11 protein-coding genes are annotated in these 13821 nt (G+C 68.8%); 4 read left to right on the top strand and 7 right to left on the bottom strand.

The genetic code is table 11. The features are described from left to right. The first annotated feature begins 176 nt into the window (after positions 1–176). The 4 genes from GXW74_RS13795 to GXW74_RS13780 all read left to right on the top strand — a co-directional run bounded on the left by GXW74_RS13795 (position 177) and on the right by GXW74_RS13780 (position 5820). Positions 177–3101, top strand: a complete 2925-nt coding sequence (locus tag GXW74_RS13795) for an Ig-like domain-containing protein (RefSeq protein ID WP_211847094.1) — start codon at positions 177–179, stop codon at positions 3099–3101. A 351-nt stretch (positions 3102–3452) separates the two neighbouring features. After that, entirely contained in the window at positions 3453–4262 is an 810-nt protein-coding gene (locus GXW74_RS13790) for an SDR family NAD(P)-dependent oxidoreductase (RefSeq protein ID WP_211847093.1), read from the top strand. Beyond that, positions 4259–4813, top strand: a complete 555-nt coding sequence (locus tag GXW74_RS13785) for a carboxymuconolactone decarboxylase family protein (protein ID WP_211847092.1) — start codon at positions 4259–4261, stop codon at positions 4811–4813. Before GXW74_RS13790 ends, GXW74_RS13785 begins: the two co-directional genes overlap by 4 nt. A 23-nt stretch (positions 4814–4836) precedes the next feature. Then, complete coding sequence (locus tag GXW74_RS13780; protein ID WP_211847091.1) at positions 4837–5820, top strand: Bug family tripartite tricarboxylate transporter substrate binding protein; 984 nt, start codon at positions 4837–4839, stop codon at positions 5818–5820. 24 nt (positions 5821–5844) lie between these two features. Here GXW74_RS13780 and GXW74_RS13775 read toward each other — a convergent pair whose 3' ends face one another. Genes GXW74_RS13775 through GXW74_RS13745 form a run of 7 tightly spaced genes read right to left on the bottom strand, consistent with a single transcriptional unit; the run spans position 5845 to position 13820 of the window. Continuing rightward, positions 5845–7203 carry an MmgE/PrpD family protein gene (locus tag GXW74_RS13775; RefSeq protein ID WP_211847090.1) on the bottom strand — a complete coding sequence of 453 codons (1359 nt, stop codon included), beginning with the start codon at positions 7201–7203 and terminating at the stop codon, positions 5845–5847. A gap of 16 nt (positions 7204–7219) precedes the next feature. Beyond that, positions 7220–8722 (bottom strand): AMP-binding protein, encoded by a 1503-nt coding sequence (locus GXW74_RS13770; RefSeq protein ID WP_211847089.1) that lies wholly within the window; start codon positions 8720–8722, stop codon positions 7220–7222. 12 nt (positions 8723–8734) lie between these two features. Next, positions 8735–9907, bottom strand: coding sequence for an acyl-CoA dehydrogenase family protein (locus tag GXW74_RS13765; RefSeq protein WP_211847088.1), 1173 nt, complete (start codon positions 9905–9907; stop codon positions 8735–8737). 3 nt (positions 9908–9910) lie between these two features. After that, positions 9911–11083 (bottom strand): dihydrolipoamide acetyltransferase family protein, encoded by a 1173-nt coding sequence (locus tag GXW74_RS13760; protein WP_211847087.1) that lies wholly within the window; start codon positions 11081–11083, stop codon positions 9911–9913. 7 nt (positions 11084–11090) lie between these two features. Next, entirely contained in the window at positions 11091–11876 is a 786-nt protein-coding gene (locus tag GXW74_RS13755) for an enoyl-CoA hydratase/isomerase family protein (RefSeq protein WP_211847086.1), read from the bottom strand. 12 nt (positions 11877–11888) lie between these two features. Then, positions 11889–12863, bottom strand: coding sequence for an alpha-ketoacid dehydrogenase subunit beta (locus GXW74_RS13750; RefSeq protein ID WP_211847085.1), 975 nt, complete (start codon positions 12861–12863; stop codon positions 11889–11891). A gap of 3 nt (positions 12864–12866) precedes the next feature. Continuing rightward, positions 12867–13820 carry a thiamine pyrophosphate-dependent dehydrogenase E1 component subunit alpha gene (locus tag GXW74_RS13745; protein WP_211847084.1) on the bottom strand — a complete coding sequence of 318 codons (954 nt, stop codon included), beginning with the start codon at positions 13818–13820 and terminating at the stop codon, positions 12867–12869. Position 13821: the final 1 nt, after the last annotated feature.

Below are 13821 nucleotides of genomic sequence, written 5' to 3'. Positions count from 1 at the left end.
CCGGCTGCGAAGCATGCCGCACGGCATCGCGGGGCCCGGGATGCAGCAGCCGGCGGACCTTTCACCGCAGGAGGGAAACTGTCACGTCGAATTCAATGCCATGACATGTATCGCTGCTACTGCTCGGCCTGATTGCCCGAACTGCGGCGATCGTTCGCGAATCAAGAGGATTTCGAATGTCAGAACAGCACGTCGTATTCGTCGGGATCGACGGCCTGCAGCTGGAACAATTCCTGCTGCTCGGCCTGCAGGGCGAAGCGGAAGCACTCAACAGCCTCGATATCGTCGAGAGCTACACCGGCGGGGCCGAAGGGACCTCCACGGAACAGCCAACGGTCAGCGGCCCCGGCTGGTCCACACTGCTGACGGGCGTCTGGGCCGAACAGCACGGCGTCACCAGCAACAACGGCCAGGCGATCGACGCCGAGGTCGACAGCATCTTCGAGATCATCGACGGTGCGCTTCCCGACGCGACGATCGCCTCGATCGTCCATTGGGACGACATCAACACCGGGCATTTCTCGGCCGATGTGGACGCCGGCATCATCGACTATGCGATGAGCGGCCTGTCTGACCAGGCAGTCACCGACGAGGCGGTGGACCTGATCGACACTGTTGCCCCGGATTTCATGTTCCTGCAGCTCGACGACGTGGACGGGGCTGGGCACAGCTCCGGCTTCGGCGAGGCCTACAACCAGTCGATCATCACCGTCTCCGCGCAGCTGGCCGAGATCCTGGCGGCCGTCGAGGCCCGCGAGGCGGCCAACCCGGATGAGGATTGGCTCGTCATCGTCTCCACCGATCACGGCCGCGACCCGGCGACCGGATCGGGGCATGGCGAGCAGACGGACATGGAGCGGCGGACCTTCATCGCCGCCAATGAGGAACTCGCGACCTTCTCGGACGCCGTGCCCGCGACCTCCGTGCTCACGACGATCCTCGACTTCCTGAACATCTCCTTCACGCTGAACGCGGATGGGCTGCAGAGCGGTTCGCTGCTCGAAGGTGCGGCCGACCCGCTGCCGCCCACCATCGACGCCATCCTCACGCCGGTGGACGGCGCGGCGCGCGTGACCCTCGACACCGACCTGTCGATCCGCTTCAGCGAGGAGGTCCAGATCGGGACGGGCACGATCACCGTCCATCGCGCGGAGGACGACAGCGTCGTCGCCACCGTCGATGTGACCTCGGGCGCGGTCACCGTCAGCGGCGACACGGTCACGATCGGCCTGCCCGTCACGCTGGCGGCGCTGACCGACTACTACGTGAAGATCGACGAGGGCGCCTTCACGGACGGCACCAACGCCTTCTTCGGCATCAGCGATGAGACCACCTGGAACTTCACCACTGAAGCCGATCTGGCCGCGCCGCAGGTCGTCGCGCTGACGCCGGCGGATGACGCGGAGGCGGTTCCGACCGGCGCCGATCTCACCATCCGCTTCGACGAGGACGTGGTCGCGGGTGAGGGCGACATCGTGGTGCGGCGCGCATCGGACGACAGCGTGTTCGAAACCGTCGCCATCACCGATCCGCGCGTCACCATCGACGGCGACACGGTCACGGTCGACCTGGCCGGCACGCTGGAGGCCGGGGCGGAATACTATGTGCAGGTCGATCCCGGCGCCCTGCGCGACACCTCGAACCTGATCACGCTGTTCACCGAGGATTTCGAGAGCGTCGGGCTCGGGCCCTTCGTGAGCCCCACGGAAGGCGGTGGCGATGGCACCGACTTCAGCAGCACCCCGCCGGCGGGCTGGACGCAGGACAACACCACGACCCCTGCGGGCGGTCCCGTGGAGTTCTTCGGCTGGACGGTGATGGACAAGAACTCCTGGATCACCACGGCGGGTGACCAGAGCCGCAGCAGCTTCACGAACGCATCGGGCGCGGTGCTGGTGGCCGATCCTGACGAGTATGACGACGGCAGCGCGGATGTCGGCTCGAACCTCTTCAATGCCTACATCTCCATGCCGACCATCTCGCTCGCGGGCGTCGAGGCGGGCACCGCGACGATCACCTTCGATTCGAGCTGGCGCGCCGAAGGGACCCAGAAGGGCAATATCGAGGTCTCCTACGACGGCGGCGTGACCTGGACCGAGGTTCTGGCGTTCGACTCCGATTCCAGCTCCGCCGACTACAAGCCCAGCGCGACGAACGAGACGGTGAGGGCCCAGCTCGACAACCCGGACGGCGCGAGCGAGGTCATCATCCGGTTCGGCATGATCGAGGCCGGCAACAACTGGTGGTGGGCCATCGACGACATCGTCGTGCAGGGTGAAGGCACCGCTGCCGGCACGACCGGCAACGCCTTCGCCGGCATCACCGACAAGACGAGCTGGACCTTCACCGCGGCCGCGACCGAATCGAAGCTGCTGGAGGGGACGAGCGGCGCCGACAGCCTGACCGGCGGCGACGGCGATGACACCATCGCCGGCCTCGGCGGGGCGGACAGCCTCGCGGGCGGCCTCGGCGACGATACGATGTCCGGCGGCGAGCGCAACGACAGGCTGGATGGCGGTGCCGGCAACGACACGCTGGACGGCGGCATCGGTGCCGACGTGCTGGATGGCGGCGCAGACGACGATGTCCTTCGCGGCGGCAACTGGCACGACCAGCTGCAAGGCGGGCTCGGCAACGACCTGCTGATGGGCGAGAAGGACAATGACAGCCTGAAGGGCGGTGAAGGCCAGGACACGCTGCACGGCGGCCACGGCTTCGACCTGCTGGATGGCGATGAAGGCGACGACCTGCTCTTCGGCGAGGATGCGCCTGACGCGCTTCGCGGTGGCGCCGGCAACGACACGCTGGATGGCGGCGGCAGCGAGGACACCCTCGCGGGCGGCGAGGGCGACGATGTCCTGATCGGCGGCAAGAGCGCGGACATCTTCGTCTTCGGTCCTGGCGGTGGCAACGACATCGTCGTCGATTTCCGGAAGATCGATTCGATCCGCCTCGATGGCGGCCTCAGCCTGGAATCCTCGCGCATCGAGCATGTGGGCGGCGACAGCTGGGTCGACACCGTCCTCGTCTTCGACGACGGCAGCACCGTCACCCTGCTCGACTTCAGGACGACGACGCCCGAACAGTTCCTCGTGGCCTGACCAAATGTGTGGGGCCGCGTCCGCGTGGCCCCACCACCCTCCGGCTGGTGCAGCGGATCCAGCGTCGGCGAGTATCCTGTGCAGCGTGTTCACAGCCGCGCGAAGGAAGGATTCAATCCATCGCCGAGGGCGACAAGCTTGCGACCGCAAGGCCATGACACGACCGGCGATCGGCACATCCATCGTCGCATCGCGGGAGGGGCCTCGCGGCCGGAGCGTCTGAAAGACCAACGCTCTCGCGTCCATTCATGGACAAGCTCGCGAGTTGCCGCCGCACAACACCCCGATCAGTTGCCATGATTCCACCGCGCATGTACGGAAGCGTCAGTTGAACGCAACGACGGGGGAAACGTGCTCGATCTCACAGGCAAGGCGGCGATCGTCTCCGGCGCCGGATCGGTCGGCCCGGGTTGGGGCAACGGCAAGGCCACGGCCGTCCTCTTCGCCCGCCAGGGCGCCGCGGTCTTCTGCATCGACAACAACGCGGAGGCAGCCGCAGAAACGGTCGCGCTGATCACCTCAGAGGGCGGCCGCGCCATCGCGCATACGGCTGACGTCACCAGAAGCGACGAGGTGAAGGCCGCCATCGAGGCCGCCGTTGCGGCCTTCGGGCGGCTCGACATCCTCGTGAACAATGTCGGCGGCTCGCACCCCGGCAGTGCCGAGACGATGAGCGAGGAGGTATGGGACAAGCAGTTCGACATTAACCTGCGGAGCGTCTTCCTCGGCTGCAAGCACGCCCTGCCTCATCTGCGCCGGCAAGAGACGGCGGCGATCGTCAACGTCGCCTCGATCGCCGCGCTCCGAATGAGCGGCGACCGGCCGCACATCGCCTACTCGGCCTCCAAGATGGGCGTGATCGGCCTCTCCAAGTCCGTGGCGATGGACCAGGCGCGCAGCGGCGTGCGCTGCAACACCGTGATCCCCGGGCTGATGCACACGCCGCTGGTCGAGAACCGGCTGCTGCGCCAGCTCGGCGCCAATGACGCGGCGACACTGATCGCCAGGCGCGACGCGCAGGTGCCCACCGGCAAGATGGGCACCGGATGGGACGTGGCGCATGCGGTGCTGTTCCTTGCCTCCGACGAGGCGCGCTACATCACCGGAACCGAGATCATCGTGGATGGCGGCATCAGCGCCATGATGCCGGGGGCGGCATGAGCGGCCGCTTCCCTCCGCTGCCGCGGGAGGCGCTGGACGACGCGCAGCGCGCGGTGTTCGACGCCATCGCTTCCGGTCCGCGCGGCGCCGTCGGCGGGCCCTTCACCGTGCTGCTGCGCGCCCCGGCGATGGCCGATGCCGTGCAGCACCTGGGCGCCAGCCTGCGCTTCGCCGGACTGCTCGACGACCGGTTGCGGGAGATTGCGATCCTCACGGTCTCGCGCCACTGGTCGGCGCAGTACGAATGGTTCGCGCACCACCCGATCGCACTGAAGGCCGGCGTGGATGCGGAGGCGTTGGGGCGCCTGCTGCAGAGGCAGGATCCGCAATTCGCGGATGTGACGGAGCAGCTTGTCTGGCGGATCTCTCAAGCGGTACTCGAGCATGGCCGGCTTGACGATTCCGAGTTCGCTATGGCGCGCGACACCCTCGGCGAAGCGCGGCTTGTCGAACTGCTGGGCGTGCTCGGCTATTATACGCTGCTCTCCTTCATCCTGAATGTCGGGCAGGTGCCGGTGCCATCGCCGCTGCCATTCCCTGAAGCGCCCTGAAGGTCCACCCGGAGGAAACGAAAATGAACTTCACCATGCCGCGCCGGGCTTTGCTCGGCGCCGGGCTCGCGACGTTCGCGGCGCCGCGACTTGCCTCGGCGCAGGGCAGCCTCGCCGGGCGAACCATCACTCTCGTCGTGCCGTCCCCGGCCGGAGGCGGCACCGATTTCAGCGCGCGGCTGGTCGCGGATTCCTTCGGCCGCGCACTCGGCGCCACCATGGTGGTGGAGAACCGTCCCGGCGGGAACGACGTGGTCGGGCTGCAATCCGTCCTGCGCGCTCCGGCGGACGGCACGACGCTGCTCTGTGGCTACTGCGCGACGATGACGGCGCGCCCGGCCATCGGCGGCCTTGGCGATATCGTGCCGACGCGCGACTTCCAGGCGGTCGGCCAGATCACCGACACGCCGCAGCTCTTCGTCACGCACCCGACCGTGCCGGCAACGACGCTGCAGGAATTCATCGCGCTGGCAAAGCGGCGGCCGGGTGAGATGACCTACGCCTCGGCCGGGATCGGCTCGATGCACCACATGGGGACCGAGTACCTCAAGCATCGTGCGGGCATCGACCTGCTGCACGTGCCCTATCGCGGCACGGGCGAGACGATCCGCGACCTCATCGCCGGGCGCATACAGTTCTACATGAACTCGCCGCCGCCGCTGACGCCGCTGGTGCGCGACGGCAAGCTGCGCGCGCTGTGCGTTAGTTCCGACGTGCGGCATCCCGGCCTGCCGGATGTACCCTCCGCTGCCGAGCAGGGCATGCCCAACCTCGGCCTGAACGTCTGGTTCGCGGTTTTCGCGCCGCGTGGCGTGCCGGCGCCGGTGGTACGCCTGCTGTCGGAGAAGCTGAACCAGGTGCTCGCCGACCAGGCGATCCGTGACAGGGCCTTCGCGGCCGGCGCGCTGGTCAGTCCCAGCTCACCGGAGGCACTCTCCGACCGTGTGGTGCGGGAGACGGAATCCTGGACGCGCATCGCGCGCATGGCGGGCATCTCGGTATCCTGACAGTGCCGCAGGCGGTGTCGTCGATCAGGTCTTCGGCAGCAGTCCGAAGCAACCGACGACATCCGCCACGGCACCACCGGGCAGACCCATGACGAAGGCCTCCATCCTGTCATAGGCGATGGAGGGGACACCCTCCTCGGCACCGATGCGCCGCACCAGTTCCATCGCGCGCGCGTGGTCGTAGCTGTAGTCGGCGGCGGTCATGCGCTGGTCCTGGATGAGCTCGCCGCCATCCGCAAGGCGCACGGAGATGACGGCGGAAAGCGTCGGCACATCGGCGTCCGCCACGACTTCCACCGCCTGCATCAGACTGTTCACGTCAGCGTTGTCGTAGTCCTTCATGATGCCCATGGTCGGTGTGCCGCGCAGCAGGGTCGCAGCGATGCAGAAGGGGATGGACATCAGCGTGCCGGAGACGGTGCCGAACGGCCCCTTGCTGTCCATGCCGGCATAGCCGACCTCATAGGGATTCATGCGCACGGCCACGCTGGCGATGGCGCGGCCACCGATGCGATCCTTCAGCCGCAGCGCCGCAGTCACCGGCGTCTGGTTGAAGGCGCAGACCGGGAAGGGCTTGAAGGCCACGCGCATGGTGGACCATTCCTGGCCGAGCTTTGCGGCGAGCCCCGCCGCATCCGGCGCGACACGCGCGAAGGCGCGGATGTAGCCGGCACTGCCCTCGAAGGCATGCGGCGCGGCGATGGCGCCCTGGCGCGCGAGCTCGGCCGCCATCAGCCCGTTCACGCCCGCCTGCCCGACCTGGTAGCGCCATTCGTCGGTGCCGTCCGCGAAGGACTGCAGGATGCCGCCGGCGAAGTGCGCACCGTAGGACAGCGCGGCGGCGATGCGATCGGCCGGCAGCGCCATGGCCTTCGCCACGGCAGCGGCCGCAGCGACCGTGCCATAGATCGGGGAGGCACGCAGGCCGGCGGGCGTGGTGTGGCCGGCATGTGCCTTCTCGAACAGACCACCGGCCTCGTAGCCCGCGACCAGGGCGGGCAGCAGCCGATCCAGCGGCAGGCGTCGCACCTCGAAGAGCGCCGTGAGCAGGGGGATGAGAATGGCGCCGAGATGTGCCGCGCCGCAGGCATCTTCCTGCGCGCGGCCGTGGGAGAGCGCGGCATTGGCCAGCGTCGCGCCGACGATGGTGGTGCGCCGGCCATCGCCCCAGAGCGTCGCTCCGTCCGCCTGCTCGCCTTCCATGGCGATCGCGGCGGCGCGCGCGACCGGTGCGAATTCCGTCGCATGGCAACCCAGCGCGATGCCGTAGCCGTTCAGCAGACAGGCGCGTGCCTTGGCCTCGACCTCGGGCGGGATCGTCGCTGCACCCAGCCCGTCGATGAACTGCGCCAGCGCGCGGGCGAGCGGAACGGTATCGATCATGGCGCGGTTTCCTACCCTAGCTCCTGTGCGCGAGTTCCTCGCGCAGCACACGCTTGAGCACCTTGCCCGAGGGATTGCGCGGCAGCGCGTCGCGAAGTTCAAGCGCCTTCGGCACCTTGAATCCCGCGAGATGCGCCCGGCAATGCGCCTGCACCGCCGCAAGGTCGAGCGTTGCGCCGTCGCGCAGAACCACGACGGCGACGGGCTTCTCCCCCCAGCGCGGGTCAGGCACGCCGATGACCGCCGCCTCGCTGACCTCGGGCATGGCATAGAGGACGCGCTCCACTTCCGAGCTCGCGATGTTCTCGCCGCCGGAAATGATCATGTCCTTCCTGCGGTCGGTGAGGAACAGGAAGCCGTCGGCATCGAGATAACCGACGTCGCCGCTGCGGAACCAGCCGTCCGGATGGAAGGATGCCGCGGTCTTCGCCGCGTCCTGCCAATAGCCCCTGAACACCTTCGGGCCGCGCAGGCAGATCTCGCCCTCCTGGCCGGCCGGCAGCATCTGCCCCGCATCGTCGCGGATGGTGATCTCGACATGCGGCGTGGCGCGGCCGGTGGAGCCGATCTTCGCGATCTCCCATCCCGCCTCCATCAAGGTGTCGCCGCTGCAGGTCTCGGTCAGGCCGTAGGCGTCGATGTAGCGGCCGTTCGGAAAGAGGCCGGTGAAGGCGCGGATGCGGGCCTCCGGCGTCTTCTCGCCGCCGCCGACGCACCAGCGGAGCGAGGACAGGTCGAGCCCATCCGGGTTGCCGTGCTCCAGAGTGCGGGACAGCATCACCGGGGCCATCCACGCGCCGGTCAGTCTCTCATGCGCGATCGCGGCGACGGCGGCGGCGGCGTCGAAGTCCCGCAGGATGCAGAGCGTGCCGCCGACCCAAAGCACGCCGAGGCCCGGCAGGTCGAACGCGCCGACATGGTAAAGTGGGCCGACCACGAGCAGCCGATCTGCCGCCGTCAGGCCGAGTGCGACGACATGCTCCATGCACTTCCAGTAGAAGTTGCCATAGGAATGCATGACGCCCTTCGGCCGGTCCGTCGTGCCGGAGGTGTACATCAGGCGGAACAGATCGTCTTCCTGCCGTGCGACGGGTGATGGTATGGGCAGGCCCGGCGGCACCAGCCGCGTAGGATCCTCCTGCGCATCGGCGTCGAGCAGCACCAGGCCCGGCAGGCCGCCCACCACGGGCGCGAATTCACTGTCGGAGAAGACCAGGCGCGCGCGAGCATTCTCCACGATGTAGGCCACCTCCTCCCGCGCCAGGCGGAAGTTGATGGGCAGGAAGACCGCACCGACGCGGCTGGTGGCGATCGCCAGTTGCACGAAGGCGGCGGAATTCTTCATGAATGCCGCGACGACCTGTCCGGCCTCGATGCCGCGCGATGCGAGGAGCGCGGAAAGCGCCTCGGTCCGTGCCTGGAGGGCGGCGTAGGTGACGCGCTGCGCGCCGTAGACGATCGCCAGCGCGTCCGGCCGCTGCCGTGCGTGGAAAGCAACGAAGGCTGACAGGTTGAGCATTCTCAGCCCCCCTCAGTAGCCGCGCGGCATACCCAGATCGTGCACGGCGATGAAATTCAGCACCATCTCCTCGGAAACCGGCGCGAAGCGGAACAGGCGCGCATCGCGCCACAGGCGCTCGACGTCGAATTCCTTCGCGTAGCCCATGCCGCCCATCGTCTGCATGGCGCGCTCGGTCGCCTGTGCCGCAGCCTGCGCAGCCAGAAGCTTTGCCTGGTTCGCGGCCGAACCGTACGGCTCCCCGAGGTCGCACAGGGCCGCCGCCTTGTGGTTCAGCAGCCGCGCGGCCTCCCCGAGCGCGTGCGCCTGCGCAAGCGGGAACTGCAGACCCTGATAGGACGCGATCGGCTTGCCGCCGAACACCTTCCGTCCCTGCGCATAGGTCACGGCACTGCGGATCGCGAGTTCCACCGTGCCCACCAGCCCAGCGGTGGTGACGATGCGCTCCGTGTTCAGCACGTCGAGCAGCGCGGACCAGCCATCATCGAGCGTGCCGACCAGGTCGTCGGGTTCGACGCGCACCTCGTCGAAGAAGACCGAGGACGATGGCAGCGTATTGGTGCCGAGCTTGTCGATCGGGGTGTGACCGACGCCGGCGCGATCCGGCTCGATCATGAAGAGGCTGATCCCCTGGGTGCGTCGCTGCACCTCCTCGACCTTCCTGGTGCGCGCGACGACGAGCATCTTCGTCGCCTGCGGTACCGCGGTGATCCAGACCTTGCGGCCGTTGAGGCGCCAGCCGTTTCCGTCGACGCGCGCGAAACTGCGCACCTCCAGGCTGTTGGTGCCGGCATCGGGTTCCGTCAGCGCCATGCAGAAGGTGATCTCGCCGCGCAAAAGGCCCGGCAACAGCGCCTTCTTCTGCACCTCGCTGCCGAACTTCGCGATGCTCACGCCGCCGAAGATCGGATTGAGCATGAACATCTGCGCAAGGGTGGACCCCGCGCCGCCAGCCGTCAGGGCCTCGATTGCCAGCGCCAGTTCCAGCATGCCGAGGCCGGAGCCACCATATTCCTCCGGCAGGGTGATGCCGCAGAGGCCGGCGTCGCAGATCGCCGCCCAGGCCTCCGTCGGATAGGCCTTACGCGCATCGAGGTCGCGCCAGTACTCGGGGCCGAAGCGCTCGCCGACCTTGCGGGCGGTCTCGACCAGCAGGCGCTGGTCTTCGGACAGCCGGAACTCCATGGATCAGGTCCTTTCTTCGGCCGGCGGGCGCAGCAGGGCGAGCGGCCTTTCCAGAAGCGCGACGATACGGGCGAGAAAGGCGGCAGCGGCCGCGCCATCGAGCACGCGGTGATCGGCGGAGAGCACCAGCGTCACTTCCCGGCGCAGCGCGGGCGCGCCGTTGGCATCGGGGCGGAACAGCGATTCCACGGCCCCGAGGCCGAGGATCATGGACTGCCCCGGATTGACGATGGGAACGAGGAAGCGCGCGCCGAACATTCCGACATTCGACAGGGATATCGCGCCGCCTTCGAGCTCGTCGGTCGAGAGACGTCCGGCGCGGGCACGGTCCACGAGCGCATTCGCGCGTTCGGCAAGCGTCTCGAGCGGCAAGCGCCCGGCATCGCGGAGCAGCGGAGCGAACAGTCCGCGCGGCGTGTCCACCGCCAGCCCGACGTCGGGCGAGGCGAGGCGTCGCCAGCCATCGCGATCCCACACGCGGTTGAGCGCCGGCGCGGCGAGCAGCGCCCGCCCCATCGCCGCAAGCACGGCATGCGTGACTGTCAGGCGCGGCGCGTCGGGGATCTCGCGCCACTCATCGCGCAGTGCGAGCAGGCGGGAGATCTCGGCGGCGGCGCCGACGTAGAAATGCGGCATCTCCTGCTTGGCCTGGGTGAGACGCCGCGCCGAGGCGGCGCGCACGCGGTCGAGCGGGATGAACTCGCCGAAGGCCGGCGCGACCGTCTGCACCGGGCGCGTCTCGGTCACGTCCCTCGCCTTGATCCGCCCTCGCGGGCCGCTGCCGCTGAGGCTGGCGAGATCGACACCGCGCTCCCGCGCCAGCCGTCGTGCCAGCGGCGTGGCGAGGACGCGTCCAACCGGCGCAATGCGTGGCGGTGCCTCGGTCGATGCCGATTGCGGGTCCGCCGCGGCGAACGGCGCCGGCGCGCCGGCGACGGCGCCGGTCCAGCGCGCCACCGGCGTCCCCACCGCCACCGTGCTCCCGGAAGGGACGAGCAGCTCGATGATCTCGCCCTCGCCGCCTGCCTCGATATCCGTCGCGATCTTCTCCGTCTCCACGACGAAGAGGATGTCACCGGCGGAGACGCGCGCGCCGGGCTGCACGCGCCATTCGGCCAGCAGCCCCTCGGTCATGGTGAGGCCGAGCTTCGGCATCACGATATCGGCGAGCGCCATCATCGCATCATCGCCCGGTGAAGTTCGCGGGCCGCTTCTCGAGGAAGGCGCGGCAGCCCTCATGCGCGTCCGCCGCGTCCAGCACCAGGCCGATCATCGCGTGTTCATGCGCGAGTGCCTGCGGCAGCGGCATCTGCGCGCCCTGTCGCAGCGTGCGCTTCAGCAGCTTGAGGATCAGCGGCGACTTGGAAGCCACGCGCTCGGCGAGCTTCATCGCCTCGACCATCAGCTCCGCCTTCGCCACGACGCGGTTGCACAGGCCGAGTTCCACCGCCTCCTGTGCCGTGATCTGGCTGCCGGTGAACATCATCTCCCGCGCGCGGCAAGGGGCGATCTCGCGGATCAGGCGTTGCGTGCCGCCGGCGCCGGGGAAGAGCCCAAGATTGATCTCCGGCAGGCCAAGCCGCGCCGTGTCCGCAACCAGGCGCATGTCCGTGCAGAGCAGCAACTCCGTCCCGCCACCCAGGGCGAAGCCGTTCACCGCGGCGATGGTGGGCTTGTCGCACGCCTCGACGCGATTGAAGACGCGGTGCAGGTCCTCGCCGAATTCGATGTAATGCGGCAGGCCCTGGCGACTATCGAGGTCGCCGATATCGCCACCCGCAACGAAGGCCTTCTCGCCCGCGCCGGTGATGACGATGACATGCACCGCCCGATCGGATTCCGCGGCGATGAAGGCCGCCTCAAAGGCCTTCAATGTCGCGGCGTCGATCGCGTTCAGCGCGGCCGGGCGGTTGAAGGTGAGCACCGCCACGGCGCCCTTGGTCTCGGAGAGAATCACTTCGTCGGCCATGGGGGGTGTCCTCTAGTCCAGCGTGCGGCGGACGGCAGCGGCAATGCGCGCGGCGTCGGGGCGATACGCGCTCTCCAGTTCCTTCGCGAAGGGCACCGGGGTGAAGGGCGCGCCGACGCGCAGGATTGGGCCGTCCAACTCGTCGAAGCCGATATCGGCCATACGCGCGGCGATCTCCGCACCGACGCCGAAGGCTTCCACGGCTTCCTGCGCGATGACCAGGTGATGAGTGCGCGCGAGGCTCTCGAGCACCGTCGCCTCGTCCCAGGGCTGCAGGCTGCGCAGGTCGATGACCTCGGCTTCGATGCTGTCCCGCGCGAGCGCGGTCGCGGCCTCCGTCGCCCAATGCACCGCGGCGCCGTAGGCGACGATGGTGGCGTCGCGGCCCGGGCGGGCGACCCGCGCGCGGCCGATCTGCAGCGGCGCCGGCGCGTCGTCCACCTCGCCCTTCATGGCGTAGAGCGCCTTGTTCTCCACCATCACCACCGGATCCGGATCGGCGATCGCGGCGCGCAGCAAGGCGTGCGCATCGGCTGGCGTCGCCGGGCAGACCACCTTCAGGCCGGGTATGTGGCAGAGCCATGCCTCCAGGCACTGCGAGTGCTGTGGTCCCGCGGAGAGGCCGCCGCCATGCGGAGTGCGCAGCACCATCGGTACGCCGCGCTGGCCCCCGAACATGAAGCGCGCCTTCGCCGCCTGGTTCACCAGCGCGTCCATGGCCAATGTGATGAAGTCCATGAACATGATCTCGGCGACCGGCTTGAGGCCGGACAATGCGGCACCGACGGCAGCGCCGATGATGCCGGCCTCGGAGATCGGCGTGTCGCGCACGCGATCGGGGCCGAACTTCTCCTGCAGCCCGCGCGTCGCGCCGAAGGGACCGCCGGCGGCGCCGATGTCCTCGCCGAGCAGGATGACGGTGTCATCCTCGGTCATGGACTCGGTCAGTGCGCGATTGACCGCCTGCACCATGCGCAGTTCTGCCATGGCCTATGCTCCCGCTGGTGCGTAGACGCCGGACAGCGCGGCCATCCAATCCGCCGGTGGCGCAGCACGTGCAGCGGCGATGGCGGTGGCGACGGCGTCGCGCGCCTCGGCTTCCGCGACCTCCAGGGTGGCGGCGGGAGTACCGGCGTCGAGCAGTGTGGCGCGGCTCCGGGCGATGGGGTCGTGCTCCGCCATGCGGGCGGCCTCCTCCGGATCGCGGTAGCGCTGGGGGTCGCCTTCGAAATGGCCGCGCCAGCGATGGGTGCGCGCCTCGATCACGCGCGGACCTTCCCCGTGCCGCTGTGCGGCGACCGCATCCTCCGCGGCCGCGGCGACGGCGGACGCGTCATTGCCGTCCACCTCGACATGGCGCACGCCATAGGCGGCCGTCCAGGCGCCGAGCTTCGCCGCAACCTGAGTGTCGCTGCGGCTGAACTCGGCCCAGCCGTTGTTCTCGCACACCATCAGCAGTGGCAGGCGCCAGATTGCCGCCATGTTCAGAGTTTCATGCATCGCGCCCTCGGCCAAGGCACCGTCACCGAAGAAGGCAACTGCCACGCCGTCCGTGCCGCGCGTACGCTGCGCCAGCGCGGCACCGAGCGCGATCGGTGCACCGGCGCCCACGATGCCGTTTGCACCGAGCATGCCACGCTGCAGGTCCGCGACATGCATTGAGCCTCCACGGCCGCCGCAAAGGCCGGTGGATTTCGCCATCACCTCCGCGAAGAAGCCTTCGAGGGATATGCCGCGCGCGATGGCGTGACCATGGCCCCGATGCGTGGAGGCGACCGAATCCTGCGGTCCCAGCGCCGCACAGACGCCAGCCGCCACCGCCTCCTGCCCGACCGACAGGTGGATGAAGCCGGGCACCTCGCCATCCGCAAAAAGACGTGCGAGAGCGAGCTCCGCCTCGCGGATCGTCAACATGGTGCGGAACAGGATGAGCGGGTCGGCCATG

It is taken from the genome of Neoroseomonas eburnea (assembly GCF_018129005.1).
Lineage (GTDB): Bacteria > Pseudomonadota > Alphaproteobacteria > Acetobacterales > Acetobacteraceae > Neoroseomonas > Neoroseomonas eburnea.
The sequence above is the reverse complement of the archived record's forward strand: the minus strand, read 5'-3'. Positions and strand labels throughout refer to the sequence as shown.